This window comes from Desulfobacula phenolica (genome assembly GCF_900105645.1).
GTDB classification, from domain to species: Bacteria; Desulfobacterota; Desulfobacteria; order Desulfobacterales; family Desulfobacteraceae; genus Desulfobacula; species Desulfobacula toluolica.
Genome location: NZ_FNLL01000004.1, coordinates 188,827 through 208,763, shown reverse-complemented (window position 1 = coordinate 208,763; position 19,937 = coordinate 188,827). Strand labels below are relative to the sequence as shown.

18 protein-coding genes and 1 riboswitch are annotated in these 19,937 nt (G+C 45.8%); of the genes, 17 read left to right on the top strand and 1 reads right to left on the bottom strand.

All coding sequences use genetic code 11. The features are described 5' to 3' along the window. The first annotated feature begins 12 nt into the window (after window positions 1–12). Complete coding sequence (locus BLT94_RS08110; protein ID WP_092232541.1) at window positions 13–204, top strand: hypothetical protein; 192 nt, start codon at window positions 13–15, stop codon at window positions 202–204. Here BLT94_RS08110 and BLT94_RS08105 read toward each other — a convergent pair. Next, entirely contained in the window at window positions 186–1,166 is a 981-nt protein-coding gene (locus BLT94_RS08105) for a helix-turn-helix domain-containing protein (protein ID WP_092232538.1), read from the bottom strand. The two genes, BLT94_RS08110 and BLT94_RS08105, sit on opposite strands and share 19 nt — an antisense overlap. Before the next feature lie 115 nt (window positions 1,167–1,281). Continuing rightward, a riboswitch (cobalamin riboswitch) is annotated at window positions 1,282–1,458 on the bottom strand. A 328-nt stretch (window positions 1,459–1,786) separates the two neighbouring features. Here BLT94_RS08105 and BLT94_RS08100 point away from each other — a divergent pair. The 16 genes from BLT94_RS08100 (at window position 1,787) to fdhF (ending at window position 19,813) form a co-directional block, all read left to right on the top strand. Continuing rightward, complete coding sequence (locus BLT94_RS08100; protein WP_175530303.1) at window positions 1,787–3,805, top strand: TonB-dependent receptor plug domain-containing protein; 2,019 nt, start codon at window positions 1,787–1,789, stop codon at window positions 3,803–3,805. Between the two features lie 78 nt (window positions 3,806–3,883). Continuing rightward, window positions 3,884–4,999, top strand: coding sequence for an ABC transporter substrate-binding protein (locus tag BLT94_RS08095; RefSeq protein ID WP_092232533.1), 1,116 nt, complete (start codon window positions 3,884–3,886; stop codon window positions 4,997–4,999). Between the two features lie 79 nt (window positions 5,000–5,078). After that, window positions 5,079–6,032: a FecCD family ABC transporter permease gene (locus tag BLT94_RS08090; protein WP_281243363.1), complete on the top strand. Its 954-nt coding sequence runs from the start codon at window positions 5,079–5,081 to the stop codon at window positions 6,030–6,032. Between the two features lie 3 nt (window positions 6,033–6,035). Beyond that, window positions 6,036–6,878: an ABC transporter ATP-binding protein gene (locus BLT94_RS08085; RefSeq protein WP_014956440.1), complete on the top strand. Its 843-nt coding sequence runs from the start codon at window positions 6,036–6,038 to the stop codon at window positions 6,876–6,878. Continuing rightward, entirely contained in the window at window positions 6,853–7,686 is an 834-nt protein-coding gene (locus BLT94_RS08080) for a class I SAM-dependent methyltransferase (protein WP_245743047.1), read from the top strand. The genes BLT94_RS08085 and BLT94_RS08080 overlap by 26 nt, the downstream gene beginning before the upstream one ends. Continuing rightward, complete coding sequence (locus BLT94_RS08075) at window positions 7,686–8,717, top strand: ABC transporter substrate-binding protein (protein WP_014956442.1); 1,032 nt, start codon at window positions 7,686–7,688, stop codon at window positions 8,715–8,717. The genes BLT94_RS08080 and BLT94_RS08075 overlap by 1 nt, the downstream gene beginning before the upstream one ends. Then, window positions 8,714–9,736 carry a FecCD family ABC transporter permease gene (locus BLT94_RS08070; RefSeq protein WP_014956443.1) on the top strand — a complete coding sequence of 341 codons (1,023 nt, stop codon included), beginning with the start codon at window positions 8,714–8,716 and terminating at the stop codon, window positions 9,734–9,736. Before BLT94_RS08075 ends, BLT94_RS08070 begins: the two co-directional genes overlap by 4 nt. Continuing rightward, window positions 9,720–10,532 (top strand): ABC transporter ATP-binding protein, encoded by an 813-nt coding sequence (locus tag BLT94_RS08065; protein WP_245743045.1) that lies wholly within the window; start codon window positions 9,720–9,722, stop codon window positions 10,530–10,532. Before BLT94_RS08070 ends, BLT94_RS08065 begins: the two co-directional genes overlap by 17 nt. Further along, window positions 10,529–11,575, top strand: a complete 1,047-nt coding sequence (locus BLT94_RS08060) for a radical SAM protein (protein ID WP_092232525.1) — start codon at window positions 10,529–10,531, stop codon at window positions 11,573–11,575. Before BLT94_RS08065 ends, BLT94_RS08060 begins: the two co-directional genes overlap by 4 nt. Next, entirely contained in the window at window positions 11,576–12,739 is a 1,164-nt protein-coding gene (locus BLT94_RS08055; protein WP_092232522.1) for a hypothetical protein, read from the top strand. 17 nt (window positions 12,740–12,756) lie between these two features. Continuing rightward, complete coding sequence (locus tag BLT94_RS08050) at window positions 12,757–13,404, top strand: nucleoside deaminase (RefSeq protein ID WP_092232519.1); 648 nt, start codon at window positions 12,757–12,759, stop codon at window positions 13,402–13,404. Window positions 13,405–13,489: 85 nt separating this feature from the next. Then, entirely contained in the window at window positions 13,490–13,660 is a 171-nt protein-coding gene (locus BLT94_RS21965) for a hypothetical protein (protein ID WP_173391115.1), read from the top strand. Further along, window positions 13,661–14,314, top strand: coding sequence for a class I SAM-dependent methyltransferase (locus BLT94_RS08045; RefSeq protein ID WP_014956448.1), 654 nt, complete (start codon window positions 13,661–13,663; stop codon window positions 14,312–14,314). A gap of 5 nt (window positions 14,315–14,319) precedes the next feature. Further along, window positions 14,320–16,056 (top strand): radical SAM protein, encoded by a 1,737-nt coding sequence (locus BLT94_RS08040; RefSeq protein ID WP_092232516.1) that lies wholly within the window; start codon window positions 14,320–14,322, stop codon window positions 16,054–16,056. Window positions 16,057–16,112: 56 nt separating this feature from the next. Further along, window positions 16,113–16,838: a Rossmann-like domain-containing protein gene (locus BLT94_RS08035; RefSeq protein WP_014956450.1), complete on the top strand. Its 726-nt coding sequence runs from the start codon at window positions 16,113–16,115 to the stop codon at window positions 16,836–16,838. 203 nt (window positions 16,839–17,041) lie between these two features. Next, window positions 17,042–19,813: a formate dehydrogenase subunit alpha gene (gene fdhF / locus BLT94_RS08030; RefSeq protein ID WP_092232515.1), complete on the top strand. Its 2,772-nt coding sequence runs from the start codon at window positions 17,042–17,044 to the stop codon at window positions 19,811–19,813. The last annotated feature ends 124 nt before the right edge of the window (window positions 19,814–19,937 follow it).

Genomic DNA, 19,937 nt, shown 5'->3' with positions numbered 1-19,937 from the left:
CCTTGATATTGTATGATTCGGGTTCAGGTTAAAATTATCGGCAGTGTCATGGGCATGCCGTCAATATGGATCACAATGGAACTTTTGTTCATAAGCCACAGGACCGAACAGGTTCAAAGCAATCTTGCAGATATCTATATGCATAAAAAAAATATTTATGGCTATCACTTGCGTTCATTTTTTTATCACCATCGTTCATTTTGACGATACCGGCTGGGGGGTATGCCAAAATAATCCCTGAAGGCCTTTGCAAAATGGCTGGAACTTGAGTAACCAAGGGAATAAGCTATTTGAGTCATACTTAAGCTTTCGTCTTTAACAAGGGTTCTGGCTTTTTCAGCGCGTTTGAAACGAAGGTATTCTATGGGGGAAGTGCCGTAGAATTGATTGAAATCATTGTAAAACTTGGTGCGGGAGACACCGACGGTCTTGGCCAGTTCAATTATATTTGGAGGGGTTTGAAGGTTATTGGACAATAATTGCCCTGCATAATGTATTTTATCGATATCATTGGCTTTTAAGCGTGGAGTCGGTTTTTGCTTGTGGGAGGCAGGTTTTATCTGATTTAGTTTGCAAGCAATAAGTTCCATTGCTTTGGCTTCGATAAAAAAGCGATGGCTTGCTCCTTCATAAGGGCAGTGGATGATTTGTTGCAGTATCATGTGCATGGAAGGGGTGATGATTTCCGTACAATTAAAAGGATCGCTGCTGTTCTTGTTATCTGTTAACGGGGCTTTAAATTTTATGGGGATGTCGTGCAGTTCATCTTCCATCAATATGTCCCAATAAGAGGGGGATATCAATATTACAACCATATATATCGGAGTCCCGGGTATATCTTCATAAAATCCATCCCGGTTCGGGAAATAAAAAAATCCGCTTTCTCCATGGGTTATGGTCAGGCTTTGTTTTAAACAATGCAGAGTTAATTTTGTAGTGCCGGAAAGACAAAATCTGAAACCGAATTTGGGGGTTTCTCCATAGTGTTTGGCTTTGAGTCTGTTTGATTTGTTGTAATTACAGATATATACCTGGATACCACTTTTTAATCTGAACTCTTTTATGGTTCCTTTGCCTATTTTGTGGGGTAGTTTCCAGCAGGTCTCAAAATTGCCTTTTTTTACCGGAAAAGAATCCAACGTGTGACGTTTTAATTTTTTTTCCATTTTTTTATTTCTTTGCCCAAAATAAAAAATCCCCGAACCGTAAATAGTTTACGATCCGGGGATATCCCTTTTTTATCCAATAGATCCAATGGAAACCGGCATTGCCGTACACGGTTTTCCTATGTTTTACCAGGCAGGTATTCTGACTTGCGGATCATCCTCATGCCGCGCCTTCCCATTATATCAACAGTGGCATATTGCAGCATTTGTCCCCGATTACAGCGGCGGGCCCGTTTCCGAATTACACGAAATTCCCTATTAAGCCGATGGCACCAGATAAAATTTACTTTGTGCTACAGAATAAGCAATGAAAAGTCAAGCATATTTTCAGTGTGGTGATTTGTGTGGTTTTTATGAGTGTTTATATGTTGTTTTCGGTTTTTATTTGCAATGCAATAGTTATTTGTTGCTGCAAAATGATGAATAATTACAGTATATCATTGACAAGAGGCTACAATGTAATTATGAAGTAACTTGTTTGTTTTAAGGGAAAATAAACCGTTTAAAAAAACGGATTGATTGCAATATCAGACAGCCTGTTGGGTGCTGGTGCAGTCAAAGAGATGGGATGGATAGAAAATGAATCCATGAGTAAAAAAAATCAACCTAAAGGAGAAAAAATGAAAAATTTGAGCAGGCTCGGGAGTTTTTATGTTTTGTTAATATTGTTAATATGCTTCAGTCCTTATTGCGCATGGGCAGAGGATACGGCTGGGGCGGACAAAAATGTTTTTGATCTTGGTGAGGTCGTTGTCAGTGGACAGGCTGAAACCATTACAAGGGTAAGTACGGTGGAAACAGTTGATTTGGAACAAATTGAACTGACCAATTCAAAAAATATATCACAAGCTCTTTCCGGTTTGCCCGGTGTTACTTTGTCCAACGGAGGGAGAAAAGCGGAAAGCTCTATTAATGTCAGGGGATTTGGTTCTCGGTATGTCCCTATTTTTTATGATGGTATCCCCTTATACATTCCCAATGACGGATATGTGGACGCAGGTAACCTTACAACGGATAATATTTCAAGGATTGATTTGAGCAAAGGGGTCAGTTCCGTTCTCTACGGGTTTAATACCATGGGCGGGGTAATTAATATTGTGAGCCAAAAACCGCAGGAAAAATTTGAAGGCTCCTACGGGGTGGAAGTTACTGATAACAGTGCGGTAAAAGGAAATGTCAATATAGGATCAAGCCAGGATAAATTTTATTTTACCCTGGGAGGAGGGTTCACAAATTCCAATGGATGGGATGTGTCGGATGATTTTGATGCAAACCAGTATGAAGACGGCGACACAAGGGAGAACTCGGATCTTGATGACTGGAATGTGGCTGCAAAATTAGGGTGGACACCGGCACAAGGCCATGAATATGCAATTGGATTCAACACCATTGAAAAGGAAAAAGGGCTTCCTCCCACCGCAGATCCCGATACATCGGCAAGAAGGGTAAAATACTGGCGGTTTACGGACTGGGACAAGGAAACCATTTATTTTATCGGGAACACGGAGCTGACGGATCAATTATCCGTTAAAACAAGAGTGTTTTACGACACCTATTATAATGCGCTGGAAGATTATAGTGACAACACATATTCAAATGCCCGCTGGCACTCCACCTATGACGACCACAGCTATGGAGGCTCTTTGGTGGCCAGGGTTGACTACATACCTAAAAACACTTTAAGCTGTTCTTTTCATTATAAAAAAGACGTTCATGAAGAACAAGATGACATAGGCGATCCATGGGAAAACTATGAACAGGAAATGGTTTCCTTTGGTATTGAAGATGATATTAAACTTACGGATAATCTTGCCTTTGTTCTGGGAAGCAGTTATGACATCCAGAATCCCCAGAAAGCCAATGACGGTGTGAACAACGGGTTTGTCAGGGACTCCGAATCAGCCTTCAATCCCCAGGCAGGTGTGTTGCTGACGGTTCTTGAAGATCTTGACATGCATTTTTCCCTGGGGAAAAAATCAAGATGGCCCACCCTCCAGGAACTTTATACAGATGGACTGGACAATGACAGAATAGCCAATCCCGACTTGGCAGAGGAAGTGGCAACCAATTATGAACTGGGTTTTGAAAAACCCCTTCCCAAAAATAATCGTATAGGGTTGACCTTTTTTTATTCCAAGGTTGAAGATTTGATTCAAGATGTGGTTGTGGGTACTGATCCTGTTTCCGGGGATGATATCGAGCAATACCAGAATATTGATGAATCAAGTTTCAAAGGCCTTGAATTCACCTTCACCTCTTATATGATTGCTGATAATGATTTTCAACTGCATTATACATATCTGGATGCAAAAAATGAGTCTGACGGTGCAGATAACGATCATCTCGAGGGTATATCCGAGCATAAACTTTACCTGAGTGATTTGTACAGATTCAATGATCGGTTTTCCGTTTTCGGGAGTGCTGAATACAATTCAAAAAGATACGATGAGGATGCTAATTACGATGAGGTTGAACTTGACGGATTCTGGGTTGTAAATTTTAAAACCATGGTAAGACTTGATCAATCTTTTGTGTTTGAAATCGGCGTTAAAAATCTTTTTGATGAAAATTATGAGATGGAAGTGGGATACCCCCGCCAGGGAAGAAGTTTTTTTATTGGATTTAAAGGAGAATTTTAATTATCCGGCATTAGCCTATACCCAGGTTCTCCGGGGCATCCGGGGAACCTGTCGGTTTTTGCGTTTTTAAAATATATCATGACAAAAAAAAGAATTTTTCTGCTTCTGTTTTCAGCATGTTTTGTTTTTTTATTTTACAGAATATATCATCATCCTGAAACCAGAGCCCGCGAAAATTATGATCGCACCCGCATTGTCACCGACATGAAAGGCCGCGCATTTCAAGTTGCAGATCCCATAAGGCGCATTGCACTGCTGGGTGGTCCCACAGGGCAGGTGGCTTTTATACTGGGGGTACAGGATCATTTGTGCGCCGTGACCAACACCCTTAAAATGTCAAAACTTGTCCAAGAAATGTATCCGGCCATCAAAGCATTGCCCGGTCCAAGGACCACTTCGGGCAATATCAATATAGAGGAATTGATCAATTCAAACCCGGATATCGCCATTGCAGGAGATATTGACGGTCAAATCGTGCTTGATAAAACCCGTATACCGGTTGCCTTTCTTGAAGACGGCATGGGCGAGGGCATTGAGGATATTAAAAGGGAAATCCGGTTTTACGGAACCATTTTCCAAGCCCCGGACCGGGCTGAAAAATATGTTGCGTTTTTAGAACGGGTCATGCATCTGATAGAACAGAGAACCCGTGATATTCCGGTCCAAAAGAGGAAAAATGTTTTTCAGGGGTTCAGCCCCAGCCATCTTGTGACCCTGGGCGGAGATACCTTTATGCAGGAACGCATCAAGCTTTCCGGGTGTGAAAATGCCGCTGAAACCGTCACTACCATCGGCAAAAGAACCGGGCTGCATTCCGGCCTGGCCGAAGTCTCCATGGAACAGGTTCTGGAATGGGACCCGGATATTCTGGTGATCAATTACGGAAAACCAGCCGACCTGTACAAAGATCCCCAGTGGAGAAATATCCGGGCGGTTCGAAATAAACAAATTTATTCCCAGCCGGCAGGTGTTTTTATTTTCAACCGCCCCACGGCGGAATCTGCAGTGATTTTTCCCTTGTGGCTGGCCGCCATTGCTTATCCCGACCTGTTTGAAGATATTTCCATTAACGGTATTGTCAAAACTTTTTACCGGGAAATTTTTGATTTTGACCTTACAGACCTTCAGGTTCATGATATCTTGCTGGGCACTTATGAATTCAAGATGATGAAAGGAATTAAAAATCGAGGATAACAGACCATATGGCAAGCGGTTTGGCAAATCCCTTACTCCCGAATCCTGGATACGTTTTTTTTGGGGCCTTCTTATTCTGGTGATTTTGTTTTCCTTAAGCCTTGGCCGGGTGGATATTTCCTGTATGACAGTGCTGAAAATTTTGTTTTCATCTGTTTTTCCCCTGGAACCGGACTGGTCCGTGACAACCTATGCCGTTGTCATTGATGTCAGACTGCCCAGAATCCTGGCAGGCATTCTTGTGGGAGCCGCTTTGTCCATATCCGGTGCATCCTTTCAAGGGGTTTTCCAGAATCCCCTGGTAAGCCCCCATATCCTGGGGGTGGCGTCCGGTGCAGGGTTTGGCGCAGCTCTGGCCATTCTTTTGTTTGACAATATATTGATGATTCATCTGGTGTCTTTTTTCTTCGGTCTTTTGTCCGTGGGCATGACCTATTCCCTGTCAAGAGTCTACAAGATTACCCCGATCCTTATGCTGGTGCTTTCCGGCATTGTGGTGGGATCTCTTTTTTCCGCATTGACCTCTTTTTTAAAATATATTGCCGATCCCATGAACAAAATGCCTGCAATTGTTTTCTGGCTGCTGGGTTCTTTAAACCATGTTTCGTCAAAAGATTTGTTGATTACGGCACCGGTTTTTATTGTCTGTATTTCAGCCCTGCTCATGGTGCGCTGGAGGATCAATCTTCTGGCCATGGGAGAGGAGGATGCAAAATCCCTGGGTGTCAACACGGAAACCTTAAAAGCCGTCATCATTGTCAGCGCCACCATTGCCACGGCATCAGCAGTGTGCATCAGCGGAATCATCGGCTGGATAGGCATCATGATCCCCCATATCGGCCGTTTGATTGTGGGGCCCGACCATAAATATCTTTTGCCCGTGTCCATGCTTATCGGTGCCGCTTATCTTGTGGCAGTTGATACCATTGCAAGAACAGCTCTTGTGACGGAAATCCCCATTGGCATTCTGACGGCTATTTTTGGTGCCCCTGTGTTTGCCTTTTTACTTCGAAAAAGTCAGAAAGCGGATTAAATCATGACAGGTCGGGTGAACATCAGCAATCTTTGTTTCGGGTATACGGGCAGGGAAAAAGACCTGGTATTTTCAAAGATCAGTTTTGATCTGGAACAAGGAGAAGTGTTTTGTCTTCTCGGGCCCAATGGATCGGGAAAGTCCACCCTGCTCAAATGCATGGCACGGCTGCTGAACCCACTTGAAGGCAGTGTTTGCCTTGACGGTGAAAACTTGAACACTCTGGGTGCCGGGAAAATCGCCCGAAAGATCGGGTTTGTTCCCCAGAGTCTTGTTTGTGTTTTTCCGTTCACTGTGGAAGATATAGTGATCATGGGACGGGCATCCAGGATCGGCATGATCTCTTCTCCTTCCAAAACAGACCGGCGCAAGGCGTTTGAATCAATGGAAAGGATCGGGATTTCCCATCTGGCCAAAAGGCCATGCAACCGGCTGTCGGGCGGGGAGTGGCAGCTGGTATTGATTGCAAGGGCTCTGACCCAGTCGCCCGGGGTTCTGCTTTTGGATGAACCCACCTCCCACCTGGACCTGGGCAACCAGATAAAAATTTTAGAGGTGGTGGACAGTCTTGCAAAAGAGGGCATCACCATTATCATGGCATCCCATTTCCCGGATCATGCCTTTTTGAATGCTGATAAGGTTGGAATTCTAAAGGATCGTACCATGATTGCCCTGGGAGATCCAAACAAGGTGTTGTCTGAAGATGTTCTTGAAATAACGTATGGCATCACCATAAAAATCGTCACGATAGACGAAGGGATTAATCGAAAAATCTGCGTCCCGGTTTTAAATCAGAAGAAAACAAAACAACAGGTGAAAAATGGAAGCATTGACGGATTGGTATAAATTGTGGAATCAGCTTTGTGAGATTCAGAACAAGGCCTTTGGCAGAAAAAAGGAATACGCGGAGGATGACTTCTGGAAGCACAAGGCAAGGCATTTTGATAAAATGGTGGATGAAAGATGGGAAAAGCCGGATTCGTCCAGGGATTTTCTGATTCAAAAATTAAAGGACAATCCAGGCGCAACCTTGCTGGATATCGGTGCAGGCACCGGCAAATGGTCCCTTCTTGTTTCCCCTTATGCGGCAAAAGTCACGGCATTGGACCCTTCGTTGGCCATGCAGGAAATCTTGAAGGAAAAGATTCAAAAACAGGGGATTAACAATATTGATATTGTTACCGGGATCTGGCCCGAGGATGATGTGGCATCCCATGATTTTGTCCTGGCATCTCATTCCATGTATGGTGTGGCTGATTTTAAAGCCTTTGTAGACAAAATGTCGGCCACGGCCACCAAAGCCTGTATTATGCTGCTGCGGGCGCCTTTTGCTGATTCCGTAATGGCAATAGCCTCCCGGCACGTTTTGGGGCAGCCCTATGACAGCCCGAACTTTCAGGTTGCCTATAATGCCCTTCTGGGCATGGATATTTATCCTGACGTGATCATGGAAGAAGCCGGCACCTGGCCTGCCTGGACACATGATTCTTTTGAAGAGGCCCTGGACGATTTGAAAAATCGCCTTGGTATTTGTGATACATCACAATATGATGATTTTCTTTCAGATTTGCTGGAAAAACATCTTATTTTGAAAGACTGTAAATTTGTCTGGCCGTCCGGAAACCGCTCAGCCCTTGTGTACTGGGAGGTGTGATGGCTGCCGTTAAATTTTTCAGGAGCCTTATTATCTGTGTGTTTGTGTTCGGTTCTGTTGCAGGGTGTGATTTTTCAGGCAAAGCCCAAAAGGATTTTATCACCATCACGGATCAAATTGGCCGCAAGGTTAAGATTCCGTCACAGATCAAACGAATGGCAGCCTTTCACCATTTTGGTGGCAAACTCGTCTATGCCTTGAATCAGCAGCACCTGCTGGTTGAAAAAAGTATCTACGGCAGGGAGGCCCTGGCATTGAACAGGATTGATAAAGCCTTTGCCGCTCTGCCCAATATGGCACAGGGGCACGGTTATAATATTGAAAGTCTGGTCAGCCTGAATCCCGACGTCGTTTTTTTATATGCATCCAGCGACCAGGGCGAGATAGAACAGTTTGAAAATGCCGGTATCCCGGTTATCGGCGTAAAAGGTGAGACCTTTGAAGAAAGCTTTGAGGCGATCCGACTGATGGCCGACGTCCTGAAATGCCGGGATCAGGGGGAAGTTTATATTCAAGAGTGCAATCGTCTTATCGAGCTGGTTCGGGTGAGGCTGGAGCAACATGGGGCACCCCCTTTGAATGTCATGTTTTCAGGACCCAAAAGCATTTATTCCGTGGCCACGGGCAATATGCTTCAAAACCGGATTCTGGAACTTTCCGGTGCCAGAAACGTGGCTGCCGGATTAAAAGGTTTTTGGGCTGATGTGTCACCCGAGCAGATTGCAAAATGGAATCCTGATGTTGTGTTTTTAGGCTCATCCTTTGATGCTTACGGCAAAGACAAAATTTTTAAAAATTCTCATTTCCAGACCGTCAAAGCTATTAAAGAGAAAAAAGTCTTTTCATTTCCTTCCGAAATCGGGTGGTGGGATTACCCGGCTCCCCATTGTGTACTGGGGGTGGTCTGGTCTGCTAAAACTCTTTACCCGGAACTTTTTTCAGATATTGACATGATGATGGTTGCCAACCGGTTTTATAAAAAATTTATGGGGTATACCTTTGAAGAGCTGGGGGGCAGGCTGGAGCAATGAAAAAGTTTGGTCTCATGATCCTGGTTTTCCTGGTGACAGTGTTTATCTGTCTGTGTACCGGACGCTATCCCATAAGTCCCGGGCATGTTGTTGGACTGCTTTTGTCGGGCGCTGGAATTGAAAGCCATGGCTTTGCTGCTCCGCCGGAAATGATGATGATTTTCTGGAACATCAGGGTGCCAAGAATCCTTCTCAGCATTATGATCGGTGCCGGGATTTCCATTTCAGGGGCCGTGTTCCAGGCGCTTTTCAGGAATCCCCTGGCCGCACCGGATATTCTGGGGGTGACGGCTGGCTCCTGTTTTGGTGCGGCCCTGGCCATCATGTTTTTAACTCCTCTTGCCTGGGTCATCCAAACCAGTGCCTTTATATTCGGTATTGTAGCGGTGACGCTTGCCTATATCCTGGCGTCCTGGAGCCGGGACAGTTCTCCCTCGGTACTTGTGATTTCCGGGATTGTCATTTCAGCCGTATTCCAGGCAGGACTTTCCTTTATAATGTACCTTGCCAATCCATATGACCAGATGGCACAGATCGTATTCTGGATCATGGGCAGTTTCCATATGGCGTCCTGGACCAAGGTTCAGGTGACCCTTCCGGTTCTGGTTCCAGGTATTTTTTTGATGACGATTTTTTCCTGGCGCCTGAACATCATGACCCAGGGAGAAGAAGATGTATTGTCCATGGGAATCAATATTTTTCGGTGGCGGATTTTTTATGTCCTGGTCAGCACGCTTATGGTGGCCTGTGCCGTGGCATCCGTGGGAACGGTTGCCTGGATCGGGCTGATTGTACCTCACATTGCAAGATACCTGGCCGGAGCGGAACATAGCAGGCTGATTCCTGTTACGGCGGTTTTAGGCGGGGTTTTCCTCATGGTCATGGACAGCGTTGCCAGAAGTGTCATGCTGTCTGAAATTCCTATCAGCATTGTCACATCCATATTTGGCGCACCCTTTTTAGGTTATCTGGTTATCAGTGCCGGTCAAGCGAGGTTTGGACATGAATCTGGCCGTTGAAAATATCAGCGCAGGATACGGGAAAACCCAGGTGATTTCTAACATCAACCTGGCTGTCGGGCCGGGCAGGATCTGTGCCCTCATGGGCAGAAACGGATCAGGGAAAACCACATTGTTACGCTGTATTAACGGAGTTATCTCCCCGTTTGAAGGCAAGGTTTCGATCATGGGCAAGGATATTTGCAGGCTTTCCCGGGACCGGATTGCCGGGATGATCAGCGTGGTTCCCCAGGTAAGCTTTTCTCCATTTTCCTTTTCCTGCATGGATATGGTGCTTATGGCCGGGGCGTCACGGATCAAGGCATGGTCAGCCCCGTCAAAAAAAGACAGGGAAAAGGCTTTTTCAGTGATGGCTGAAGCAGGTATCGATCATATGGCCGACAGGGCTTTTAATTCCATATCCGGCGGCGAACGCCAGCTGGTCATGCTGGCAAGGGGGCTGTTCCAGGACACGCCGGTTATGCTCCTGGACGAACCCAATTCCCACCTTGATTTTACCAACCAGCACAGAATCATGGCTCTGATGCAGACGCTTGTGAAAAAAAGGAAGACAACGGTTTTAATCACCCTGCATGATCCCAATCTGGTCTATTATTATTGTGATGAAGTGGTCCTTCTTCACAATGGCGGTGTGGTGGCTTCAGGAGAAACCCGGACGACCATGACGGATGATGTTCTGTCCAGGGTGCTGGGAGACAATATCCAGTGTGATGTCACCCTGAAAGGTGTTTTTGTAGTTACCCCGAAACAGATAAATTCCCCAAATAATAACTCAGGTATAAAGGTGAAGATATGAAATGCAATTTTTGTGAACGCAGATGTGACCTTACGGCAGGCAACAGCTTTTGCGGTATGTACAGAGAAGATGGGGGCCGGGTGGTTGAAACCTATCCTGATAAATGGTGTACCTATTTTGTATCCCGGGTTGAATCTGTCCCGTTTTACCATGCCTATCCAGGTTCCCGGTCTATGATCATCGGGACGGCCGGCTGCAATTTTCGTTGCAGGTACTGTTCCAACGGATTTATTGCCTGCCGTAACCCTGCCGATGTCCAGGATGTGATGTATGAATTTTCCCCTGAAAAACTGGTGGCCATGGCCCAAAAGCTTGGATGCCACAATATTGTTTTCAATGTAAATGAACCGGCTGTGTCCCTGCCAAGTCTTTTGCGGGTAAAAGCGTATGCCAAAAAAGCGGGTATACCCATGGGATGTCTTACAAATGGGTATACCACGCAAGAGTCCACCCGGATGATGGCGGATATTTTTTCTTTTGTTCATGTGGGCCTTAAAGGATTTTCCAATGCATTTTATAAAAAATATGTGGGAGTGGACAGCATTGAGCCCATTCTTCGCAATATAAAATTTTTTGCAGACCGTTGCCATTTGGAGATTGCCTCTCCTGTGATCGAAGATGTCAATGATCATGAATTATTTGATATTGCAACATTTATTCATGATATTCATCCCCATATCCCCTGGCATGTGTTCAGGCTTTTGCCGGAGCATAATATGAAGGGTTCGGTGTATCCGAATATCGAACGGATGAACCAGGCCCTTGAATCTTCCAGAAATCTGTTGCCTTATGTCTATTTTCATAATTTTGTGGGGTCTGACTGGGTTAACACTCTTTGTCCCAATTGCGGTGCAACAGTTATTAAACGGTTCAGTCTGGGATGTTCCGGGGACCAGCTGGATGAATTTTTAGCCCCTGACAACACCTGCATAAATTGCTGCACAAAGATTGCCATGCTGGGCACCAAGGTGGCCTGGGATGAAAAAAGCGGGAATATAAAAAGCGGGGATGCAAAAAACCATACGGTAAAGGAGGTGGGTTAAATGAGCCTGGCAATGATTGACGCAAGGGAATGGCAGAACCTGTTTGACCTTGAAACCGGTCAAAAAAGGGCGGATGACAGCCCTATTGTTTCCATGGTCAGCCAGGTGCTGGACAATAATCCTTATCCCGGAGATATTGATGAAAAAGCCAATCAATGGGTCAGCAAAACCGCCCTGGACCTGATTGAACGTTATGACCCCGGCCTGGTATGCTTGAGTTATGTTCAGCAGTTTTTTGCCAACCGGTATTTTGATCATCCGAAACCGGAAAAGCACAGGATGTTTTGTGCTGCCATGACAGAGGCTTTGCAGTTTATTGAAACATCCGGCTACACTCCTGTTATTGTCGGAACCGGCGGTATGGTTCCTTTGCAAGGGGATATTGATCTGTCAGGGCTGGACGGCCTTGCCATTTCCTCCAACTGGTCCGCCCGGTACTGCGGAGTGCATTCTCCAAGTTCTGCCGACATGGTGTTTCTCAAGTCCCTTAAATCAAAGGGTCTCATTGAGAGGATCATTTCAAAAGAAGAATGGATAAATCTGTTTGCATCGGTTCAGACGGATCTGGACAGGGCTGAGGATGAAGGTCTCATGCCGGATTTTCTGGTTGTATCAACCCAGGGGTTTGCCTTTAAAACCATGGGAACCACCTTGCGAAAGCCTGTCAATGTTCCGGAAAATAATTTTAAAATTCCCGTTTACACCCCTTTGGGAAGGATTGAAGATTTAAGGCAGATCAAAAGTTTGATCCGGTCAAACCTGGGTCATCATAAAATTGCTTTGATTCTGGTGGAGGGAGTGGGTCAAGAGTATTTTCCAGGCAACAGCTTTTTATGCGGAAACGGTCCTGGATGGTTCTGCAATGAACCAGGAGACGCATTTTACCTGACTCTCTCCACAGGCAAATATCAGCCCTTTGCCTATCCTGCCGGATACCGTTATTTTGATCAGGATGTGGAAAACATCCGGTTTCCTTTTTCCGGGTACATGACCAACATCCCGGAAAATACCCTGGCCCTGGACCATGCTGTTAAAAGCATTGCCGTGGGCAATCGCAGTATTTTCATGCACATGGTGTTCGGGGTGGATATTGCTGTTGAGTGCTTTGCCAGAAATTTGTTCAATCAGGGCTGTATGGCTGTTATTCACAATAAGGACAAGTAGTTTAAAGGAGAGGCAAAATGATAAAAAGATTTTATATGTTATTTTTTGTTGTTCTTTTTTTTGCCGGTATCACCTGGGCATTTGACGGAGACAAAGAAAAGCTCATCACACTCGAAAAGAGAATCGCGTCGTACTCCATAAATAATTCCTTTAAAGACGATTTATTCGGTCTGGCCGTTGTGAAAAATGCTCTTGTGTCAATTCAAGAAGGCTCCGGCGGCATCGGGGCCTGTCTTGTGGACAGTTCAACCGGCAAGGTTGTGGAATATGGCCGTAACCGCCAGTATACGACTTATTTTCGCAGTGATCTTCATGCTGAAATGGATCTTCTTAACAGGTATGAAGACAGGGTGCAAAAAAAACGGACATCAAATAAAGATAACACTCCCAGGGACTGTAAAGATCTTGTTTTGATTACTTCGGTGGAACCCTGTCCCATGTGCCTGACACGAATCATCAATTCAGGAATCAAAACAGTTCTTTATGTGGTGGAAGACAAACAGGGGGGGATGGTGACGCGCATTGACAGCCTGCCGCCGTTCTGGCGCAAGTTTGCTGCTGACCGGGAATTCAGACAAGCAGACTGTTCGCCGGAAATCAGGAAAATCGCCCATGACCTGTTTCATTTTTCTCATAGAAACTTTGTTGGAAAAAGAGTAAAGTAAAATAAGCGCAATGCTGATCGTTCAAACGATTCCCGTCACACGTCCGGGGATCAAATCTAACCATAATAATAAAAAGGAGATAACCATGTGTGATTGCAATTGCCAACACCCGGAAAAACTCAAAGACAAACCTGAAAACTGTACGCCCCAACAGGTAGAAGAATGCCATGGGAAAACAGGTGACCATCCCTGCACCTGCCATTCCGAATCAGGAAAAAAAATCAGCAGCAAAATGCCGGATAAAAAGGAAGATTAAATGACGACCGAGAATCCATACAAAGATGACACTGAAGATCGTAAAGCTGCCAGAGCAATGGATGAGATTGTCAAAACCGTTTTTGCACCTATTTATCCGTTGATTGCCGAACAGATCAAATCCAAACACGGCATTGTCACCGGCAACTGCATTGATCTTGGCAGTGGCCCTGCAGCCCTGTCCATTGCTCTTGCCAGGATTACGGATCTGAACCTGTATGCCCTGGATCAGTCAGTACACAGCTATGCCATTGCAACTGCCAATATTGAAGAACAGGGCCTGGCTGAAAGGATTACCCCGGTGAGAGGAAATGTAGAAGACATGCCTTTTGATGATAATTATGCCGATCTTATTGTTTCCAGGGGTTCTGTTTTTTTCTGGGAAGATCTGAAAGCTGCGTTTAACGAAATTTACAGGGTACTTAAACCCGGCGGGAAAACTCATATAGGCGGCGGATTTGGTTCTGCTGAACTGAAAAAATCCATTTTCATGGAAATGGCCAAAAAAGATGGTGAGTTTGCTCAAAAAAGCAAAGGCCGGATGAATCCTGAAAATATGAAAAGGATTAAGACCGCCCTGAACAACTCCCATGCGTCTCAATATGACATGACACAGTCGGATGCTGGATTCTGGATTCACATTACAAAGGAGTAAAACTTATGAAATGCCCTGTTTGTGAACTGGGGTGTAATATTAAAGAAGGGGAATACGGCCGGTGCCGGATGATGACCAACCGGGACGATGCCATTGAAGAACGTTTTGCCGACCGCTATTCCACCTTGTTTCCCATTTCTATTGAGACCATGCCCACCCTGCATTTCTACCCCAGGCATAAATTTTTGCAGGTGTCTTCCATTGGCTGCAATTTTTCCTGTCCCGGATGTATTTCCGAGGTCCTGACCATGGGAACGGAAACCATCTGTGCCGCATTGAAACATTTGCCGCCTGAAAAGGTCATTGCAAAGGCCATCAAAGAAAACTGCAAGGGCATTGCCTTTTGCATCAATGATCCCACCGTATCTTTTTTCACCTTTCTTAAGCTTGCAAAGGCGGCGAAAAAAAAGGGCCTTCTGGTGGGATTTTCAACCAACGGTTATTTTACCCGAGACGCGCTTGAGCAGCTTATTGAGTTTACTGATTTTGTCAATATCGGTTTCAAAGGGTTTTGTGACGACCGGTATAAATCCTGCGGGGTGAGTTCATCCGCACCTGTTTTCAGGAATTTAACCCACCTGTTTGAGGCGGGTGTCCATGTGGAAGCCGCAGCCATTCATATGAAGGGATATGAGGACGAAGTCAGGCAGATTGCACGGTTTGTGGAATCATTGTCAGCAGATATTCCTTTCCAGGTGATGCGTTTTGTGCCTTTTGGAGAGGCGGATATTGAATTTGAACCCACCATCCGGGAATCCGAGGCTCTGTGCCTGGATCTGAAACAACAATTGAACCATGTATATTTGTTCAATTGTCCTGGTACTGAGCTGCTGAACACATGCTGCCCGGACTGTGGCACAACTGTGATCACCCGGGAATTTTTCGGCCCAATGGGCTCCAGGATCATTAAAACCCTGCCGGATGCGATCTGCCAATGTGGCCGGCAGCCTGTTATCAAAGGAGATATCGCACAACTGCGGTATGATGAACACGGTTTTTTCGGGGGATACCGTACGACCAGGGCATTTGAAATGCTGCATGCCATAATGGTCTGCATTGGTGCTGATGACCCTGAAAAGGTATCCCGATTATGGTTTGATCTTTTTGAATCAAACTATCTTAAAGAATTTCATGAGACCGTACAGCTGCCGGGAGAATATGGGAATATTATTGACCGGCTGTCGCAAAAAACCGATTGTGTTGAAACCGGCAACCGGCTCAAACAGACCATCAACACAACCCTGGATTTGATCTCCTCAAAAACCCGTGATGTTGAACGGCCAACCGTATATTATGCAATGGGATACCCTTTGTTTGCCCTGAATGCGGAACGCTTTGAAACCAACCTTGTGGAGGCTGCCGGGGGCAACTGCCTGAACAAACGCCTGACCCGGAAAGGCAAACCCGGCGTGACCATCACCCGTGAGGAATTAATGGCATGGAACCCGGATATTATTTTTATTTCAGGTTTTTTGTCCTGTCCTGCGTCTGATTTTTATGACTATTGCGTCAAGCATGATATTCGGGTAAGCGCAGTTGAAAACAACCGGATATATGACCATTTCCCGCTGTGGGATTTTGGCAGCCCTCGGTGGATGCTGGGGTTGATGTACATTGCCAATACGCTTCACCCCCAAATTTTTAATTTTGATATGGAAAAAGAAGCCAATCGGTTTTATACTGCATTTTTTAATCGACCCTTTGATGCAAAAAAAGCCAACAGATCTTTTTACAGGGTCTGACTTATATCTGAAACTTATGTATGATAAAGGGTCTGATAACCATAGAGAGGCATGTTATGACCGATATTTATACCCAGTTGAAAAATCGCGCCCAAACCTTATGGGAACCTGAAAATCTGCTCAATGAAAAAATCGTGATCACGGCCAGGGCCTTGTCAACCCAGGAAGCCATTGGAAATCCTGAAGATGATGATTACCCCATCCAGAAGGGAAATGAAAAACTGATGCAGGCTGAATTCAAAGGTTCGTGCGGCCAGGCATTCACAGATCATTTCGGTAATTTTGAAGGCACTTTAAAAGATATCCTTGATATGCCTCTTACCAATAATTTTCAAAAAGCCGTTTTTATATCCGCTTTGAATGCTGTTTTAAGGTTTCAGGGAAAAGCTGATAAAACCATTCATTGCCATGATGAGGAACCTGTGGCCTGTGCCGTAAAACTTGTTGCCTATATCCGGGAACACTACGGGGATGTGAAAATAACCCAGATCGGATTTCAACCGAGAATGGCCCAGCACCTGGTCCCTGTTTTTCCTTTGCGCTTGATTGATCTTGACCCGGAGAATATCGGGCAGAAAAAACAGGGAGTACTGATCGAAGGAGCTGATGCCACGGATGACGCCATTGACTGGTGCGATCTTCTCCTGGTCACCGGCACCACGGTTGCCAACGGCTCCATTGAATTGTTTTTAAACCGCAAACCCATTTTGTTTTACGGCACAACCATTGCCGGGGCTGCCGAACTCATGGGATGGGACAGGTTCTGCCTTAAAGCCACCTGACAAAGAAGAAGCAAATTCTTTGGATATTCCATAGTTTTTCTGGAGGTGGCCAACCTGTTTCTGCCGGCCACCTTTGTTTATTTGACCCGCCTGTTTTAACTCTGCTGATTCCGATACTTGACAAATGCAAACACTCATACTAATAATCATCGCTATGTCAAATTTGACATAACACTAAGCAATGAAATAATATGGAGAAGCTCATGATAAGCGGCGGCATTGTTTTAAATGGCAGGGAATACCCATTTAAGAAGGGGCAAACCATTCTGGATGTGGCAAGGCAGAATCGGATTGATATTCCGACCCTTTGTTATTTCAAAGGCGTTGTGTCCAAAGGTTCTTGCAATATCTGCGTGGTGGAAGTAAAAGGTGTCAAAGATCTTGTGCCGGCTTGCAGCACAGAAATTATGGGCAGGATGGATATTCGGACCGAATCTCCCCGTGTGGTGGCTGCCAGGAAAAAAACATTGAAGGCCATTCTTGAGTCCGGTAATCACAATTGCAGTATCGGTGCTTCCCAGGGAGATTCCTGGACCCGGTTTCAACTGGACGTAATGCAGATGGAAAATCATCATGAGCTTTGTCCCAAATGGGGGGATTGTGAACTCCAGGATCTGGCCTATCGCTACCAGGTTCAATGGAATCGCACCTCTCTTTCAGATTGCAGGTTTCCCAGGGAAACGGTTAATCCACTGATCATAAGGGATTTTTCCAGATGTATTTTGTGCGGCAGGTGTGTGGCAGCGTGCAATGATATCCAGGTCAACCAGGCTATACGAATGCCCAAACAAACGGAAAATCAGCGGATTATTGCCGGTATGGACGATGTGGCCTTGAAAGATTCGGATTGTGTTTTTTGTGGAGAGTGTGTTCAGGCATGTCCGGTTGGAGCGCTGGTGGAAAAAAAATTCGAGCATCAATGGCGGCCCTGGGAAATTGAAAAAATCAGGACAACCTGTCCATATTGTGGTGTGGGGTGTCAGCTCTGGCTTCATGTCAAGGAAGATAAAATTCTCAAGGTGACTGGAGTGGAAGATGCCGCTCCCAATAAGGGAAGGCTGTGTGTAAAGGGGCGGTTTGGATTTGATTTTATTTATTCACAAGAAAGACTGACAACTCCCTTGATCAAAAAAAATGGCGCATTTCAACAAGCATCCTGGGATGAAGCCCTGGACCTTGTGGCTGAAAAATTCAAGACAATTATCAGAGAAAGCGGGCCCGATGCCCTGGCAGGCGTTTCCTGCGCCAGGAGCATTAATGAAGATTCCTATCAAATGCAAAAACTGTTTCGGGCCGTGTTCAAGACCAATAATATCGACCATTGCGCCCGCACCTGACATGCTCCAACGGTTGCCGGGCTGGCAACCACATTTGGTTCAGGCGCAATGACCAACTCGTTTTCAGAATTTGCCAGGGCAAAAATGATCCTGGTGATAGGGTCCAATATGACACAGGCCCATCCGGTTGCAGCGACTTTTGTGAAAAATGCCGTGCAGAACGGAGCCGGGCTTATTGTGGTGGATCCCAGGAAACACAGGTTGACGGATTTTGCCGATATTCACCTCCAGTTGAAGGTGGGAAGTGACATTGCCCTGCTGAACGGGATTATGCATGTATTGATCAAAGAAGAGCTTTACGACAAAGAGTTCTCTTTGAACAAGTGTACGGGATTTGAAGACCTTGAAAAGACTGTGGCCCAATATTCTCCTGATAAAGCGGCCCGGATCAGCGGAGTGGATGAAGACACAATTATTCAAACCGCGCGGCTTCTGGCATCTGTCAAACCGGCCATGGTCTGCTACACACTTGGCATCACAGAGCATACCTGCGGGAAAAACAATGTCATGACCGTTGCCAACCTGCAGATGCTTCTGGGAAACATGGGTATGGAACTTGGCGGGGTAAATCCTTTAAGGGGGCAGAACAATGTCCAGGGTGCCTGTGATATGGGGGCTTTGCCCAATGTTTTTCACGGGTATCAGAATGTGGCTGATCCCAAGGCACGCCAAAAATTTGAAACTGCATGGCAGGTTACAAATCTGCCTGAAAAGCCGGGGCTTATGATTCCCCAGATGATGCATGGCCTGACAAATGGATCAGTAAGGGCATTTTATATATTCGGAGAAAATCTTGCCAATACGGAACCGGATATGAACAAGGTGGCAAAAGAGCTGGAAGCCGCAGAATTTACAGTATGCCAGGATTTGTTCCTGACGGAAACCACGCGGTTTGCCGATGTGGTTTTACCGGCAGCTGCCTGGAGCGAGAACAACGGAACATTTACTAACAGTGAGCGCCGGGTGAGCCGGGTTCGAACCGCCGGTCGGCCGCCAGGACTTGCCAGACCCAACTGGTGGATTTTTAAACAGATTGCCAAAAGGTTCGGCCATGACTGGTCTGCATCAAGCGCCAGGGAAATATGGGACAAAGAAATCAGTCCTCTTGCCCCGGCTCTGGAGGGTATCAAATACCACAGGATCGGCCGGGACGGTCTTCAATGGCCTTGTCCCACACTTGACCATCCGGGTACGCCATACCTTCATCAGGACGGTAATTTTACCCATGGCAAAGGTGTTTTTATGCCGGCGCAATGGACCCCGCCGGCCGAAGTCCCGGATGAGGAATATCCCTTTGTTCTGAGTACGGGCAGACGGCTTTATCATTACCACACAAGGACCCAGACCGGCAGGTGTGAAGGATTAAACGACCTTCTGGGTGAAGAAACAGCCGATATTTCACAGGCAGATGCCGATAGAATGGGAATTGCCCCGGGTGAACGGATAAGGGTCCGATCCAGGCGGGGCGAGGTGTGTGTATCTGCCAATGTTACCCATGAAGTCCCCCTGGGAATGGTCTGGATGGCTTTTCATTTTACCGAAGGCAATGCCAACTGGTTAACCAACTCTGCCCTGGACCCGTCTACCTTGACGGCGGAATACAAGGCCTGTGCAGTTCAGTTAGAGAAGATATTGTAATCAAGCTTATGTTGTAATGGTGGCAACAAAACCAGCCACCCGGAAATTTATTAATTGTATTTCCGGGTGGCTGGATCATTTATTGTCTGATGTATTTAAACTTTGGAGCCTTGCATTGATGCTT